Source organism: Microcoleus sp. bin48.metabat.b7b8b9.023 (assembly GCF_013299185.1).
Lineage (GTDB): Bacteria > Cyanobacteriota > Cyanobacteriia > Cyanobacteriales > Microcoleaceae > Microcoleus.
Genome location: NZ_JAAFKG010000003.1, coordinates 96,787 through 114,023, shown reverse-complemented (window position 1 = coordinate 114,023; position 17,237 = coordinate 96,787). Strand labels below are relative to the sequence as shown.

The 17,237-nt window shown below is 46.4% G+C and carries 8 protein-coding genes; 6 read left to right on the top strand and 2 right to left on the bottom strand.

The features are described from left to right. Positions 1-1,011 precede the first annotated feature (1,011 nt). Entirely contained in the window at positions 1,012-2,049 is a 1,038-nt protein-coding gene (locus QZW82_RS02840) for an NADP(H)-dependent aldo-keto reductase (RefSeq protein ID WP_293144584.1), read from the bottom strand. Between the two features lie 193 nt (positions 2,050-2,242). Between QZW82_RS02840 and QZW82_RS02835 the strand changes: the two genes are divergently transcribed. The 6 genes from QZW82_RS02835 (at position 2,243) to QZW82_RS02810 (ending at position 11,576) form a co-directional block, all read left to right on the top strand. Beyond that, positions 2,243-3,403 (top strand): DegT/DnrJ/EryC1/StrS aminotransferase family protein, encoded by a 1,161-nt coding sequence (locus QZW82_RS02835; protein ID WP_293144279.1) that lies wholly within the window; start codon positions 2,243-2,245, stop codon positions 3,401-3,403. Between the two features lie 328 nt (positions 3,404-3,731). Then, positions 3,732-4,607: a cyanoexosortase B gene (gene crtB, locus QZW82_RS02830; RefSeq protein WP_293144276.1), complete on the top strand. Its 876-nt coding sequence runs from the start codon at positions 3,732-3,734 to the stop codon at positions 4,605-4,607. Further along, positions 4,607-5,317, top strand: a complete 711-nt coding sequence (locus tag QZW82_RS02825) for a cyanoexosortase B system-associated protein (protein ID WP_293144273.1) — start codon at positions 4,607-4,609, stop codon at positions 5,315-5,317. Before crtB ends, QZW82_RS02825 begins: the two co-directional genes overlap by 1 nt. Before the next feature lie 298 nt (positions 5,318-5,615). Next, entirely contained in the window at positions 5,616-7,148 is a 1,533-nt protein-coding gene (locus QZW82_RS02820; protein WP_293144270.1) for a polysaccharide biosynthesis/export family protein, read from the top strand. A 534-nt stretch (positions 7,149-7,682) separates the two neighbouring features. After that, positions 7,683-9,170: a transposase gene (locus tag QZW82_RS02815; RefSeq protein ID WP_293144267.1), complete on the top strand. Its 1,488-nt coding sequence runs from the start codon at positions 7,683-7,685 to the stop codon at positions 9,168-9,170. A gap of 105 nt (positions 9,171-9,275) precedes the next feature. Then, entirely contained in the window at positions 9,276-11,576 is a 2,301-nt protein-coding gene (locus tag QZW82_RS02810) for a tyrosine-protein kinase domain-containing protein (protein WP_293144264.1), read from the top strand. Between the two features lie 537 nt (positions 11,577-12,113). On the opposite strand, the gene QZW82_RS02805 is transcribed toward QZW82_RS02810, so the two are convergent. After that, positions 12,114-16,931, bottom strand: coding sequence for a Calx-beta domain-containing protein (locus tag QZW82_RS02805; protein ID WP_293144261.1), 4,818 nt, complete (start codon positions 16,929-16,931; stop codon positions 12,114-12,116). Between the last annotated feature and the right edge of the window lie 306 nt (positions 16,932-17,237).

Genomic DNA, 17,237 nt, shown 5'->3' with positions numbered 1-17,237 from the left:
TTTAGGTTCGTAGTGAGGACTTTAGTCCGCATCAATCAAGCTAAGTTAGACAACTAAAGAGTTAGGTTCGTAGTGAGGACTTTAGTCCGCATCAATCAAGCTAAGTTAGACAACTAAAGAGTTAGGTTCGTAGTGAGAACTTTAGTCCGCATCAATCAAGCTAAGTTAGACAAACAAAAATTTAGGTTCGTAGTGAGGACTTTAGTCCGCATCAATCAAGCTAAGTTAGACAACTAAAGAGTTAGGTTCGTAGTGAGGACTTTAGTCCGCATCAATCAAGCTAAGTTAGACAACTAAAGAGTTAGGTTCGTAGTGAGAACTTTAGTCCGCATCAATCAAGCTAAGTTAGACAAACAAAAATTTAGGTTTGTAGTGAGGACTTTAGTCCGCATCAATCAAGCTAAGTTAGACAACTAAAAATTTAGGTTCGTAGTGAGGACTTTAGTCCGCATCAATCAAGCTAAGTTAGACAACTAAAGATTTAGGTTCGTAGTGAGGACTTTAGTCCGCATCAATCAAGCTAAGTTAGACAAACAAAAATTTAGGTTCGTAGTGAGGACTTTAGTCCGGATCAATCAAGCTAAGTTATAAAACTAAAGATTTAGGTTCGTAGTGAGAACTTTAGTCCGCATCAATCAAGCTAAGTTATAAAACTAAAGATTTAGGTTTGTAGTGAGGACTTTAGTCCGCATCAAATCAAGCTAAGTTAGACAAACAAAAATTTAGGTTTGTAGTGAGGACTTTAGTCCGCATCCATTAGGGTTGACTTAAATCCGAACGATCGAACCAATCTTAGTATCGTGATTACAGCAAAAATGATATGAGTTAACCTTAACAAAAACGGTTCGTATTGCCATTCATTTTGTGTTCTGGCTGCGGACTGAAGTCCGCACTACGAACCTTACTTGTATCGTATCTTGTTGGGGCGGATTTAGCTAAAAATCTCCGATCGAAACCAGTTGATTAGTGCAAAACCCGCCATATCCGCTCAACCCAACCTACTAATAACGATTACGGCGTGGGATTGGGATAATTCGCGTGTACCGAATTGATTTCTGCTAAGATATCTCGATCGAGAGTCACCTCCAAACTGCTAAGATTTTCCTCAAGTTGTGCGATCGACGTTGCACCGATAATTGTGCTAGTTACGAACCAACGCGATCGCACATAAGCCAAAGCCATTTGCGCCGGACTCAAACCGTGCTTTTGAGCAATCTCAACATAGGCTTTCACGGCATCGTTAAGATTAGTTTTATCGTAACGTTGACCGAATCCTGCGAATAAAGACAGTCGGGAATTTTCCGGGATTCCATTTAGATACTTACCCGTTAAAAGTCCGAAACCCAAAGGACTGTAAGCCATCAATCCCACATTTTTGAATCTGCAAGTTTCCGCCAAATTTATATGAAAAGTCCGATTGCTCAAACTAAAAGCATTCTGAATCGAAACAACCTTCGGCAAATCGTGTTTTTCGGCTAATTCGCAAAACTCGCCAACTCCCCAAGGCGTTTCGTTACTCAAACCCAAATAGCGGATTTTGCCAGCTTTAATCAAGCCAGCAAATACCTCTAACTGTTCCAAAATTGGTACAGTTTCGTGTTCTTGGGCGATGTCGTAATCCGGCGCACCAAATAGCGGTACATAGCGATCTGGCCAGTGGATCTGATAGAGGTCGATGTAGTCTGTTTGCAGGCGTTTCAGGCTGTCGTTCAGGGCTTTTTCGACATTTGGGCGATCGATCTGATTTTTCCCTTCCCGAATCCACTTCAATCGAGTGCTTCTCCCCGCCACTTTAGTCGCTATAATGACTTTATCCCGCTGCTGTCGCGCCAACCATTCGCCGATATATTCCTCGGTTTTGCCCTGAGTTTCGGGTTTTCCCGGCACCGGATACATTTCTGCGGTATCGATAAAGTTGATGCCTCTATCAATGGCAAAATCGAGCTGTTGAGCCGCTTCTGCAACCGTATTCTGCTGGCCGTAAGTCATCGTACCCAAACAAATTTCAGATACTAATAAATCGCTGTCGCCTAGTTTTTTGTATTCCACGATCTCAATTGCCGAAAAATTATCTAATTCTATCTTACCCAAAAAAGATGACTCGATTTACAAGACAGCAAAAAAGTGCGATCGCCTTTCTCTCTTAATTCCTCTGCGCTCTCTGCGCCCTCTGCGGTTAAAAAAAAATTAAAAAATATCTGCACTTAAATGTTAATATAAATAATTCGTATTCCTCAAATGTATGAGCAGTCGCCAGCCAAAAGTTCCATTTGTAAACCTTTACCTGCAACACCAACCAATCGAATCTCAAATAGCAGCAACACTAGGAAAAATTATCCAGCACGGAGACTTTATTTTAGGTGAAGCACTGGCAGAATTTGAAACAGCATTTGCAGCAGCTTCTGGAGTACAATACGGCGTAGGAGTGGCCTGTGGAACTGATGCGATCGCCCTCGGACTCCAAGCTTGTGGCATTAATGCGGGCGACGAAATCATCCTCCCAGCCAACACATTTATCGCTACCATAATTGGTGTGATTCAAGCCAAAGCAGTACCTATTCTGGTAGATTGTGACCCGGAAACCGCCCTGATTGACCTCACAGCAGCCGAAACAGCGATCGGCTCAAAAACTAAAGCAATTATCCCGGTACACCTCTACGGTCAAATGGTATCGCCTAGGGAAGTTTTAGATTTTGCTAGCCGCCACAATTTAATGATATTTGAAGATGCAGCACAAGCCCATTTAGCAGAAAGAGAAGGATACCGTGCAGGTTCCTTTGGGAAAGCAGCAGCATTCAGCTTTTATCCCAGCAAAAACCTCGGCTGTTTTGGCGATGGTGGGATGTTAATTACTAACGATGCAGAAATCGCACAAAAAATGCGAACTCTCCGCAATTACGGAGCACCCAGCAAATATTTGCACGCGGAAATCGGCACCAACAGCCGCCTCGATAATTTGCAAGCCGCCGTGCTCAACCTGAAATTGCCTTACTTGGAAAAATGGAATCGCGATCGCACCGACGCCGCTCAATACTACAATACTCTACTAGAACCCCTGAAACCCAAAGGCATTGTACCGATCGCCAATCACAGCGGCACAGGTCACATTTATCACCTCTACGTAATCCAGATTACTGACAAAAGCCCGTTAGCGAAGCCCTCAAAGAGGATCGCCCGCAACACCCTTCAGGAATATCTTACCCGAGAAGGAATCCAAACAGGCATCCACTATCCCGTACCTTGCCACCTGCAACCAGCCTACCAAAACTTAGGCAATCCGGGCGACTTCCCCCACACAGAAACCCTGTGCGAACAAATTTTATCCTTGCCAATGTATCCCGGATTGAGCCATACTCAGATTGAGCAAGTTGTAAGGGCGATCGAACGAAGAGTTGACAGTTGACAGTTGACAGTTGACAGTTGACAGTTGACAGTTGACAGTTGACAGTTGACAGAAGGAAGAGTTGACAGAAGAAATAGGCAATACTGAAGAAAGACGCAATACTCTAGATGGAAGAAGACATACACAGTAAACTGTTTCGCGATCGGTAATTTACCTTTAATTAAGTTAATTTACTTAATTGTTTATAAAAGTTATGGTGAGGATATTGCAAGCCATAAGGTAGAGATATCAAAGCGTTGGAGTTGGGAATTAACAAATCTTTAACTCACCGTTCACAATCGCTTTCGCGTTGCGAATCCAGCGCGGCCATGTCAAAACTTCTCAAACCATGCAAATCCAGCGCCGAATTCGCATTGTTCTCAAGCGATACCTCATGGGAGAAGGTATCACGGTACTCCTAGTGCTGCTTTACGCCCCCCTGCTAGTACACTGGTACGACGGCTGGTTCAACAAAAGCATCAGCATCGAACACGAATATTTCAGCCACGGAATAATTGGTTTACCCTACGCCGCTTATATTGCTTGGACAAACCGAAACTGCTGGCGGCGCTTAGGTGACTCGCCACATCCTTTGGGAAGCTTTTTGCTGTTAATAGCAACGCTTTTTTATCTGAGTCGCTTAAGCGATTTGGTGAATTTATCTCTACCACTAATGCTAGCCAGTATTTGCTTGTCTTTAAAAGGATTTTCCGGCTTAAAATTGCAAGCAATGCCGCTGTTGTTCGTATTTTTTGCCTCGCCAAATCACATTCCTTACCTCATAGAACCCTACGCCTTGCCGTTACAGCACTTCATTGCTCAAGTATCAGGCTGGATCTTAATTAAGGTCGGTCTGAACGTGAGAATCGAAGAAATTTATCTGTACGTAAACGATCGCATTGTCGAAGTTGCCCCCCACTGTGCAGGCTTAAAAATGCTGTTTACCAGTCTTTATGTCAGCTTAATTTTGATGGATTGGACGGGAGTTTGGAGTTCCCAAAAAAGAAGTATTTTGTTTTTAGTAGCCACATCTATCATTAGCATCACTTCCAACATTCTCCGCAACACTTTGCTGACTTACTTTCACGGAACCGACAGAGAGAGACTTTTTGCTTGGTTGCACGCCGGATGGGGCGGAGACTTGTATTCTGCTTGTATACTAGGCTTATTGGTACTTCTCATCAACGGGATGGAAAAGTATTTCCCAAGCCAGCCTGCCGATTAATGAAACAAATGATTTCAGCACGGAAACTACTGCGGCGCTACCAAGTATCTAAAATTGTGGTACTGGTGTTTTTGCTGGTACTGGTTGCAGGAGTAGCAATTCCCGGCTACGCGACGGGAAGGTGGCCTTGGACAAATCCGCCAACAGTTACAAACCTCAAGCAGTTAAAAAGTTTGCGCCAACAGGGGATGACACTTCCTGACTGGGAGGTGATCCGCATCCAGAATAACCTTCAAATTGGCGGGCACAGATGGTTATTTGAAGAAATTAAAAATCATGAAACAATTGCCATTTTATTGCTAATGCCTCAAAATTCCTCCAAAAGCCAGCCGCAAGTAGAATGGCTAGATATCGATGGATTTCACCGGTGGCAAACAGATTCTCATCGCACTTTGAGGTTTACAGTTAAATTAGCGCCAACATCCGAAAAGCCCTCACCTACTATCGAGACGAGGTTTTTCCGAAGCTGGACTTCTCAACAAACTTTTGCTGTCGTGCAGTGGTACGCTTGGCCTAATGGGGGTTCTCCAGCAACCAGCCGCTGGTTTTGGGAAGATAGCATTGCGAGGCTGTCGAACCGCCGCGCCTCTTGGGTTGCTGTCACTATCATCGTTCCCATCCAACCGCAGGGCGATATTAAGATAGTTGAACCGCTGCTGGAATCTCTGGGCCAAAGTGTTCAGACTCAATTAATGGCAGAAGTTTTCTGAGTTTAATCAAGAGGGCGATTGAAATCGCTTCTATACAAACAAAGACCGCCTCCGCGGGCTAGAAGAATCAAGAGGAAAAATTAAACGGATTTGGTATCAAGAGTAGATATTTTTAGTTGAGAATTGCGGAGATGAAACTTGAAAAACAGCGAAATATTCAATATATTACAATACAGTTAACTTAAGAACAATCTGACTGGCAAATAATGCCTGTATTGCCGAGAAAATGGCGAGGTGAAATTCGTCAAAAAGCGTTAAGTTAACCCTATTGCAATATATTACCCTTTTTTATCTCAAAATGCCGAATAAATTCACAATTAGAAATCGCGTCGCTTTTTCCTTGGCTGGCCTGTATTCTAGTGCTTGGACTCTATCTTTCGCTGCTGTATTGTGGGGCTTTAACGGCAAAGTTTTTTCAGAAACGGCTTTAGCCCAATCTGTTGTTCCTAGTTCTGAGCGACTTGTGCCGCCACAGCCACTGCGCGTACCGCCACCGCCACCTGCTAATTTCAACCGGGAAATTAACCCAGCTTTTCGGAATCGACCGTATCGCCTGGGCCCGGGAGACCAGATTTCCGTTCAAGTTCAGCGCTTCCCAGAGCTAAATTTTACGGGTGCAATCAGCCCTGAAGGGGTAATTGTACTGCCGCTAATCGGCACAGTAAATGTGCGCGGCCTTACCGTCGAAGAAGCACAGCAGCGCCTCCGCGAGCGGTTCACGCAATTTATCAAAAATCCTCAAGTCTCGGCTGCTTTGCTCGTTCAGCGCCCGGTAGTGGTGACGGTGACGGGGGAAGTTGCTAGGCCTGGTTTTTATCCGCTGCAAACTCCGCAGCTTCCGGCGGCCTTGGCTGCTGCTGCTGGGACGACTCCAACGGCCCAATTGCGGGCGGTGAGGGTGCGGCGGACTTTGCCGGGTGGTGCTGTGGCTGAGCAAGTTGTTGATATTTTGACGCCGCTGCAAACTGGTATTGCTCCGCCGGATTTGCGTTTGGAAGATGGAGATGCGATCGTCGTACCGTATAAACAGGTTACACCCGATCGCAAGTCCGATCGAGATTTAGCATCCAGATACAGCCTAGCCGCCGCCGCTGTCCCCGTTCAAATCACTGTCACCGGAGAAGTCAGCAAACCTGGTTTTTACACGCTTCCGGCGGGTTCAGGTCGAATTTCCGCCGCTTTGACGATTGCGGGGGGAGTCACGGGAAAAGCGGATTTACGAGCGGTGCGAGTGCGACGGACTCTGGTGGATGGCTCCTCGGTAGAGCAACCCCTCGACCTCTACACCCCCTTAGCAAAGGCTAACGATTTGTTCGATTTTCCCTTGGCCTCGGGAGATGTGATTGTCATCCCAGAATTGGACGCTAGTATCAAAAACCTAGACTACGACAAAGCTTTGGTGGCGCGCTCTACGCTAATTAAGCCCAGGATCTACGTTCGAGTTTTGAGTTACGCTAGTGGTAGTTTGACCTCGTTTTACCTAGAAAATGGCAGCAAGTTTTTGGATGCTATCAACAACTTGCCTGTGAATCTGGCTGATTTGCGGAAAATGGCCTTGATTCGGTTCGACCAAAAGCAAGGTAGAGCAATCAACCGCAAGATAGATGCAAAAGCTGCTTTGGAGGGCAATGTTTCTCAGAACCCGATGCTGGAAGATAATGATGTGATTGTGATTGGTCGGAATCTGGTAGAGCGTATTGGTTATGTTCTCAATACTTTTACTCGACCATTCCGGGATACTTTGGGATTTATTCTGTTTTTCGATCAGTTGAGAAATGGGGTAAACAATTTGTTTGGGCCATCCAATAACAATAACAATAACAATAGGTAGTCATTGGTTATTAGTTATTAGTTATTAGTCATTAGTGCTGTCCCCCCCCGAGCGAACGTTATTAGTCATTAGTTAACTGTTATGGATAGGCAGTTTAGGAGCATTTCTGTTTTGCATTTACAGTGCGAGCTTAAGAACTCGCGTATTCTACAACTCGCGAGCGGGGACAGCACTATAATAAAAAAATGCTTTTTGCAAAACTGAGATGCTCCCAGCAGTTTTGTACTCGCAAACTCGCTTATATCTAAAAAGATTGTTAGCTAAACCCGCCCATACAACATACTAGAGCGGTTCTCAAAAAAATGAGCGATGCCCGATGCCCTCTTTGCCCCATGCCCGATGCCATCTTTTTGACAAAGGCTATAGGTTTTTTGCTATCACAAAAAATTAACGGGAAGGGGGAAGCTCAGTCTATGAAAGAGATGAGAGGAAAGCGACGCGGGGGATTTTAATCCCCAATGAATCTTTCTTGATTTTTAACAATTGACATGGTAGAAGCAGTGTAAAATTATTAAGATAGGAGGTAAAAAATAAATGTTGTTAAGTTACAAGTACAAGTTACGCCCAAACAATCAACAATCAGAGAAATTATCTGGTTGGTTGAATATGTTGCGAGCGACGTATAACTGGTGCTTGCGTGACCGTATGGATGGTTGGTATCAGCAATTTCTTTGCGGTACTTACTGTGATTTAAAAACCCAAACAGAAATTATGCCTTTAACTTGTAGTTTAGTTAAAGGAACTCAGCTTGAAAACCCCTGGAAAGATGGCGGTGGTAAAGCCAAGAAAGAAGGCGAAAAAGACAAGTCGCCAAAAAGGTCAGCATCGTTAATGCAAGACGCTAACTTAATCAATCTCAAAACCAGTCGCCCTTGGTATCAAGACATTGATTGTGATGTTTTACAATCAATTCCAGCTAGAGTTAACGAGGCATTTAACAAATTCTTCAAAGGTGCGGGCTTCCCTAAATTCAAGCGTAGCCATTATTTTAAATCCTTCGCATATAAGCCAGGAAGGGTGAAAATTAAGGGAAGTAAAATTTACTTACCTAAAATCGGATGGATGCGGTTTTTTAACTCCCGTAATATCCCGAATGGGTTTGATATTAGAACGGTGACAATTAGGCAAAAAGCAGATGGTTGGTATGTTTCTGTGAGAATAGAAGACAAAGCTATACCAGATTTTTCAATAATTCCTGACAGTGAAATTAAATCAATCATTGGCTGCGATATGGGATTAACTAAACTGGTTTACTTGTCTAATGGTGAAACAATCGACAACCCAAGGTTTTCTACTAACAAGCATATAAAACGCTTAATGAAAGTTAGGCAAAGACGAGTTAATAGGAAGCAAAAGGGGAGTAAGAACCGCAGAAAAGCACAAAACAAAGTAACTACCTTACATCATAAGATTCAACAAAAACGCGAAGCTTATCAGTGGTGGGTTGCACACAAGATTGTAGGTCTAGCTGATGGTGTTGCAGTTGAAGACTTGCAAGTTAAAAATATGATGAAGCGGTGTAAACCCGTCTCTTCTGAAACTGGTAGATTTTTACCAAATAATCAATCAGCTAAACGAGGTTTAAATCGTTCAATCGCTGATGCAAGCTGGTATGGATTAACTCAAAAGCTTGAATATGTGGCTGTAAAGTCAGGCAAGAAATTATATAGAGTCAATCCCCAATACACCAGCCAAACTTGCAGCAAGTGCAAGCACATCGATAAAGTAAGTCGCAATGGTGAAAAGTTTATTTGCACCAACTGTGGACATATCGACGATGCCAACATTCAAGCTGCGAGAAACGTCAGAACCAAAGCAATAGAGTCCTACGGGTTAACTATTGTGAGAAAAACTAGAATTAGAGCGAAAACGGTACGGCGGGACTCGTCGAAACCAGTACAACTAAGCATCTTTGATGTGAACTTGTATGAACGCCTGGTAGATAATAAGCCGCCCCAAAAAGGCAAACGGCTTGTGACCGGGAACCCACAGTACAAGCAATTGTCTCTTTGGGATGGTTGAGAAAGTAATTTCTTAAGAATCTCAGCGGCTTTAGCCCTGAGAGTTTCAACTACTTAGTTAGGATTTATCGTTAGCAATTATTCAATTCTTCAATCTAAAATAGTTATGACTTTATCAGTTGTCAAACGTTATTTGATTGCTTTTGACCAATACAAGTGGGTGGGACTAGCCACTCTCGCGGTGACTGTGGGCGTGTCCGGAGTAGTTGCCGTGCAGCCAACTCAGGCGCCGGTTTACGTTGCTAAAGGTGCGCTGGCCTACGGCAAACCGAGCGTGATTTTTTCATCAACCACTACCAAGATTCAACAGGAAGGACAAGAAATAACTAAAGATCAGTTGCTCAATCAAGAGGTCATCGAAGCAGCCGCAACAGAACTCATTAAAGCAGAAAACAAATTAAATAAACAAGCAGCAAAAATAAATTCAGAAGAATGGAACGAAAAAGTAAAAATATTGACTAAAAAGCTGAAAGACGGCGTGGAACTCAAGATGCCGACTAAGAGTAATGACCCCAGTGCTTTGATTCAAGTATCGTACAAAAATGCCGATCCCCTAAAAGCTGAAAAGCGAGCAGAGGCTTTGATGAAAGAAATGGTGATTTACAGCGAAAATTCCAATACTTCCAGCGTCCGAAAAACGATCGCTCAAATTAACCAACGCTTGCCGAAAGTAACTCAGGAACTCAGAGAGGTGGAAGCAAAACTTGAATCCTACGAAAAACGAGAAGAAACTTCTATTTTAGCAGTTCAGAGCGGTACATTGCCGCAAGCGATTATCGCCACCGAACAGCAGCAGCGGCAACTCCGGGTGCAGTTGGGAGCAATAGTAGCTCAAATTAAAAGCTTGCAGGAACGCTTGGGATTGAATGGAGAGCAAGCTTACGTGGCTCAAGCACTGTCTGCCGATCCAATTATTGCACAACTGCGAGTGCAACTGTTTTCGATCGAATCTCAGCTCAAAATTCTACGCAGCGACTTACAGGAGGAACACCCGAAAATTGTGGAATTGCTCAAACAAAAACAAGCTTTTGAGCAGCAGTTACAGCAGCGACAATCGGAGGTGCTCGGGGGTAACGGGGTGGCTGCTCCGCTCAGAAGTGCCGATCGAATTCGGATAGACTCTTCTTTAGACCCGGCGAGACAGCAGCTAGCTCAAAGTTTGATTGCTTTACAAACGCAGCGGGATGTGGTGCAAGAACAACTCAAAGGAGTAGAGAACACTGAACGACAATTGCGCCAGGAATACGCGAAAATCCCCAACAAGCAGTTAGAACAAGCGCGGTTAGCCCAGCAAGTGGCGCTGAAAAAAGCTCTCTACGATAAGATGCAGGCGGCTTTGGTAGATGCTGAGGCGGCGAAAGCTGAGACAACGGGGAGTTTGACAATCGCCCAGCGTCCCAAAATTGATGACGTTCCGCCAAACAAGAAAGGTTTGCCGGTGATGCTGGCGGTGGGCGGATTTGTGGGATTGCTGCTGGGCGGCGGGTTGATATTTTTGTTGGGAATGCTCAACGGGAAGTTTTACAGTTGGGAAGAAGTGCGGGCGGCTTTGGTGGAAAAAGAGGTGCCAATACTGGCAGTTTTGCCTGAAGTGACGGTGTTTGATTCCTATGGGGAGGAGATGCCGCTGGCTTTGGAACCCAATTCGCCTTATTTGGAGTTTTACGAGCGGTTGCGGACTAATTTGCGCCGAATTGGCGAAAAACCTGTGAAGGTGGTGTTGTTGACTTCGGCGGCGCCTTTGGAGGGAAAGAGTTTTAGTGCTTACAATTTGGCAATTGCGTCGGCTCGATCGGGTAAACGGACTTTGTTAATTGAAGCAGATTTGCGATCGGGTTCTAATGTGGAATCTTTGAAAATAGCTGCGGATCCCCTGGCGGCGGTGGAACCTTTGCACTATTACGGCAATATGAGCGAGTGCGTTTTGTTGGTTCCAGAGGTAGAGAACCTATATGTCGTACCGAGTCCGGGCAGTTTGCGGCAGGCTTCGGCGGTACTGGAATCGAGCGAAATGCGGAGGTTGTTTGAGGATGTTCGCAATCGCTTTGATTTTGTGGTGGTGGATTCTCCGGCGTTGAGCGAGTGCAACGACGCACTGACGCTGGAACCCTATACGGACGGTATAATTTTGGTGGCGCGGGCTGGTTATACTCTCGCTAGTATGTTGTCTGAGGCTGCGGATCAGTTGGTGGAATCTGATGATGATGATTCGCACAAATCGGGGCCGCGGCTGTTGGGGGCGATTATTAATGGTGCTGATATTGCGGTGAAGTACCGCAATGATATTGAGGAATTCGAGTTGCCTTTGAGTGCTGTGAGCGATGGAGCAATAGAAGTGCGATCGAGGCAATTACCGCAGCAGTCTAAGTCAAAAAACAAAGCTATTAATAATAGTAAATTCAACTAATGTACGCCACTGGATTAGACTTGAATTGCATTCGGGAGCATCTCAGTTTTGCATTTGTTGTGCTGTCCCCGATCGCGAGTATTATACAGCTCCCGAGCGATGACAGCATTGTAAAAAAAAAGTTTTTTGCAGTTTGAAATTGCGATCGAGAGAGGCACGTAGTTGCGCTCGATCGCTCTTTAAAAAAGAGGTACGTAGTTGCGCTTGGGCGCTCTTGGCCGGCAGGTACGTAGTTGCGCTTGGGCGATCTTGGCCGGCAGGTACGTAGTTGCGCTTGGGCGCTCTTGGCCGGCAGGTACGTAGTTGAGTTAGCTAGAGGGCTAAAGCCCAACTACATACCGTAGAGGCACGTAGTTGGGCTTGGGCGCTCTTTAAAAAAGAGCTATGTAGTTGAGTTAGCTAGAGGGCTAAAGCCCAACTACATACCCTATGAGCGCTCTTTAAACAAGAGCTATGTAGTTGAGTTAGCTAGAGGGCTAAAGCCCAACTACATACCCTTGATTAAAACCCACTAACGCCAATTGCTAGTCAAAAGACCTACTTAGCAAATTGGTTGTTCAAGGCGACCAAACCAGGATTAAGCTTCGGATCTGTGAGTGAATTCAACCAGCTAGCGGCGACACCGAAGTTGGAGACTGAGTTGGAATTAATCCCGACATTAGAGGCTCCGATTCCGCCACTCAGTAGCTCGTCGGCGATAGATTTGTTCACCAAATCTGCTGTTCCCTGCGCCGGAACCCCAGACAAGCTGGAAGTCTTTCGCAGGCCACCGTTGAGTAGCTCGTCGTTTGTCAAAGTCAGACTGCTTGCCGTTCTATTCCCAAATACAACGTCATTGTCTACGATCGTCATAACGGCCGTACTTTGGGTTCCAATCGTGGCGCCTGTCGGGTTAACCAAACTTAAATTGACAGTTTCGTCAAGCGGAAAGAAAAGACCATCCGGGAAAAGGTCATCGATAATGGGAATGGCGATCGTTTTGGGTGCTAAATCCCCAGTGGCAAAATTGACAGCGATCAAACCATTGGTGTAATCAATGCCGGCTGTAGCAGTACCATCGGTCAAGTTGATGAAAGCTGACGCTGCACCAGCACTACTGCCTGTACGGGTGACTGTCACTTCTGCCACGGGCGTTCCATCTTCGTTGACACTGAAGAAGGGGGCGCTAAATTGCAGGGTGCTGTCATTGTCTACGATCGTCGTAACGGCTGTACTTTGGGTGCCAATGGCGGCATTGCCTGTCGGGTTAACCAAACTTAAATTGAGAGTTTCGTTTGGCTCCACCAAAGTGTCATCGATAATAGGAAGATTCACGACTTTGGGTGCAGAATCCCCAGCGGCAAAATTGACAGAGATCGGAGTATTGGTGTAGTCACCAGGGGCGATCGCAGTTCCATTACTGAGGTTCACAGTAGCTGAAACTGCGTCAACATTACTGCCAGTGCGAGTGACTGTCACGGCTGCAACCGGTACGCCATCTTCTCTGATCCTGAAGGTAGGGGCGCTAAATTGCAGGGTGCTGTCGTTGTCAATGATGTCGAAAGTAGCGGTACCTTGCGTGCCAATGGTGGCATTGCCTGTCGGGCTACCCAAAGTTAAGGTGAGATTTTCGGTAGGCTCTACCAAGGTGTCGTTGACAATAGGAATGGTGAGTGTTTTGGGTATGCTGTCCCCAGCGCCAAAATTGACCAAGATGGGAGTGTTGCCGTAGTCGCCAGGGGCTGTAGCAGTTCCATCAGTCAAGCTGACGGTGGCTGAGACTGCACCAGTATTAATACCAGTGCGAGTAACTGTCACGACTGCAACGGGTGTTCCATCTTCATTGGCGCTAAAGGTAGGGGAACTAAATTGCAGAGTGCTGTCATTGTCTGCAATGTCCAAAATGGCGGTTCCTTGGGTGCCAATGGTGGCGTTGCCTGTCGGGCTAACCAAACTTAAATTGACTGTTTCGTTACCCTCTACCAAGGTGTCGTTGACGATCGGAATATCCACTGTCTTGGGTGTGTTGTCCCCATCAGCAAAATTGACAACGATCGGAGTACCGGTGTAGTCAGCAGGGGTTGTAGCAGTACCATCGGCCAAGTTGACGCTGGCTGAGACTGCACCGACATTGCTGCCAGTGCGAGTGACTGTCACGGCTGCGATCGGTACGCCATCTTCTCGAACCCTGAAGGTAGGAGCGCTAAATTGCAGGGTGCTGTCATTGTCTAAGATGTTCAAAGTGGCGGTACTTTGGGTGCCAATGGTGGCATTGCCTGTCGGGCCAACCAAACTTAAATTGACTGTTTCGGTACCCTCTACCAAAGCGTCGTTGATAATCGGAATATTGATGACTTTGGGTGTCGTATCCCCAGCGGCAAAATTGACAGGAATCGGAGTACCGGTGTAATCACCAGGGGCGATCGCAGTACCGTTAGTCAAGTTCACGTTGGCTGAGACTGCACCGGCGCTGCTGCCAGTTCGAGTAACTGTCACGGCTGCAACGGGCGTTCCATCTTCGTTGACGCCAAAGGTAGGGGAACTAAATTGCAGGCTGCTGTCATTGTCTACGATGTTGACAGTGGCTGTGCTTTGGGTGCCAATGGTGGTATTGCCTGTCGGGCTACCCAAAGTTAAACGGACAGTTTCGTTACCTTCTACCAGAGTGTCGTTGACGATCGGAATATTGACCGTTTTGGGCGTGTTGTCCCCAGCGGCAAAATTGACAGCGATCGGAGTATTGGCGTAGTCACCAGGGGCTGTAGCAGTTCCATCGGCCAAGCTGACGGTGGCTGACACAGCACCAGCACTACTGCCAGTACGAGTTACGGTTACGGTTGTGATGGGGGTTCCATCTTCGTTGACACTGAAGCTGGAGCCACTGAATTGCAGGCTGCTGTCATTGTCTAGAATGTTCAAACTGGCGGTACCTTGCGTTCCAATCGTCGCACCGCCTGTCGGGTTAACCAAACTTAAGTTGACAGTTTCGGTACCCTCTACCAAGGTGTCGTTGACGATCGGAATATTGATCGTCTTGGGTGCAGAATCGCCAGCACCAAAATTGACCAGGATGGGACTATTGTTGTAATCAGCAGGGGCTGTAGCACTACCGTTGGCTAGGTTCACAGTAGCTGAAACTGCGGCGGTACTGCTGCCAGTACGAGTGACTGTCACGGCTGCGCTCGGTACGCCATCTTCGTTGACACTAAAGGTAGGAGCACTAAATTGCAGGCTGCTCGCAGGGAGAGTGTCATTGTCTATGATGTCGAAAGTGGCTGTACTTTGCGTCCCGATTGTTGCATTGCCTGTCGGGCTGCCCAAAGTTAAGCGGATATTTTCGGTACCCTCTACCAAGGTGTCATCGACGATCGGAATATTGACGACTTTGGGTGCAGAATCGCCAGCAGCAAAATTGACCGAGATCGGAGTATTGGCGTAGTCACCAGGGGCTGTAGCAGTTCCATCGGCCAAGCTGACAGTGGCTGAGACTGCACCAGAGGCTACACCTGTGCGAGTGACTGTCACTGCTGCAATGGGTGTTCCATTTTCGTTGGTGCTGAAGGTAGGAGCACTAAATTGCAGGCTGCTATCATTGTCTGCGATGTCCAAACGGGCGGTACCTTGCGTTCCAATCGCCGCACCACCTGTCGGGTTTGCCAAAGTTAAATTGATTGTTTCGGTACTCTCTACCAAAGTATCGTTGACGATCGGAATATTGACGACTTTGGGTGTGGAGTCGCCAGCAGCAAAATTGACAGGGATGGGACTATTGTTGTAGTCAGCAGGGGCTGTAGCAGTGCCATTAGTCAAGTTGAGGCTGGCTGAAACTGCTGCGGTACTGCTACCAGTGCGAGTGACTGTCACGGCTGCGATCGGTACGCCATCTTCTCTAACCCTAAAGGTAGGAGCACTAAATTGCAGGCTGCTCGCAGGGAGAGTGTCATTGTCCACTATGCTCAAAGTGGCAGTGCCTTGCGTCCCAATCGTTGCACCACCTGTGGGGTTTGCCAAAGTTAAGTTGACAGTTTCGGTACCTTCCACCAAAGTGTCATCGACAATGGGAATGGTGATAGTCTTGGGTGCTGTCTCCCCAGCGGCAAAATTGACAGGGATGGCAGTATTGTTGTAGTCACCAGGGGCCGTAGCAGTACCATTGGTCAAGTTGACTGTGGCGGAGACTGCGGCGGTACTGCTGCCAGTACGAGTGACGGTTACGGCTGCAACGGCCGTGCCATTTTCGTTGACACTAAAGGTAGGAGCACTAAATTGCAGGGTGCTCGCAGGGAGAGTGTCATTGTCTATGATTCTCAAACTGGCAGTGCCTTGCGTCCCAATCGTTGCACCACCTGTCGGGTTTGCCAAAGTTAAGTTGACAGTTTCGGTAGACTCCACCAAGGTGTCATCGACAATGGGAACGGTGATAGTCTTGGGTGTAGAGTCCCCAGCGGCAAAATTGACAGGGATGGCAGTATTGTTGTAGTCACCAGGGGCCGTAGCAGTACCATTGGTCAAGTTGACTGTAGCTGAAACTGCGCCCTCGCTGCCACCCGTGCGCGTCACGGTTACGGCTGCAACCGCTGTCCCGTTTTCGTTGACGCTGAAGGTTGGGGCACTAAACTGAAGGCTAGGCTGATTTGCCGTGCCTTGATAGTCAATCTTCCGCACCAGGTAGTCGGAACTATCGTCTTTGAAAGAGCTGGCGGTGTAGGCAGCGGTGGGGCTATCGTAGGGTTTGGCGGAGAACCGCAGTTCGTCAAAAGCAGTGTTGGTGAGAGGCTTGGCTTCTATCTTGAATTGGAAACTGCCATCGGTGCGATCGCCAGTGAAAGTCACTCCATCTGCACCCGCAGTAATCGCTTTTGGAGCGATCGGAGCGTTGAGACGAGTGATCGTAAAATTGCTGGCTGGTACCAGAGTCCCATTATTAAAGATTTGTAGCAAACCAACTTCATTACCTTGATCGCCAACTCCTGGGCTAGTTTTGATACCCAAGGTGCTAAGGTCGATCGTGGCGCTAGTGATATCTTGGTTATCTGCCCATTTCAGCTTCAGCGCCTGAGATTGATTTGTGTTGGGATTATAGTTGATTTCCGCTCTAATTTTAGTGATGTCGGTGAACCAACCATCATAGGACGATGAAACACCAATACCAGGGCTACTGCCATAACTCAACCAGCTTTTAGGATTTTCATTAGTTGGTAAGGTGAGATTGGCGATCGCTTGAGGATTGAGGTAATCAGTTTCCACGCCATCAAAAGCTAACCCAGACAGTTTGATACCTTGATTCTGGGCAGCAGTCGGCCATTTTGTAATGAGGTCATTGACGCTGGTGAAATTAGTGGTTTGACCCAAAGAACCATTCAATGGAGTAGGCATAGCTTCTCTTTTGATAGTAATTAACGATTAGAAGTGACAGAAAACAACCAGAGGCTTAAGCTTTTTTGATAGTTATCGGTCATGCTAAGCAGTGTTTCATCGTCAATTACTGCGATCCGGATAAATGTCAGATAAATTTTTCAGCCATGCAAATAATGGGTTTTCCACATACGTAGGGTAGAGTTTAAATAATTGTCAAGATACGTAAATTTACGTATAATAATTATCAAAATATGTGAAGTCGTAGTTAGATGGCAGCGGTGTTCTCTCTGCACTCTCAAGGTGAATACCGTTGGATTAAAGTTT

Bases quoted from the DNA above. Each gene is read 5' to 3' on its own strand.
- QZW82_RS02835 (WP_293144279.1), top strand. From the start codon at position 2,243: ATGAGCAGTCGCCAGCCAAAAGTTCCATTTGTAAACCTTTACCTGCAA.
- QZW82_RS02825 (WP_293144273.1), top strand. From the start codon at position 4,607: ATGAAACAAATGATTTCAGCACGGAAACTACTGCGGCGCTACCAAGTA.
- QZW82_RS02810 (WP_293144264.1), top strand. From the start codon at position 9,276: ATGACTTTATCAGTTGTCAAACGTTATTTGATTGCTTTTGACCAATAC.
- QZW82_RS02820 (WP_293144270.1), top strand. From the start codon at position 5,616: ATGCCGAATAAATTCACAATTAGAAATCGCGTCGCTTTTTCCTTGGCT.
- QZW82_RS02815 (WP_293144267.1), top strand. From the start codon at position 7,683: ATGTTGTTAAGTTACAAGTACAAGTTACGCCCAAACAATCAACAATCA.
- crtB (WP_293144276.1), top strand. From the start codon at position 3,732: ATGCAAATCCAGCGCCGAATTCGCATTGTTCTCAAGCGATACCTCATG.
- QZW82_RS02805 (WP_293144261.1), bottom strand. From the start codon at position 16,931: ATGCCTACTCCATTGAATGGTTCTTTGGGTCAAACCACTAATTTCACC.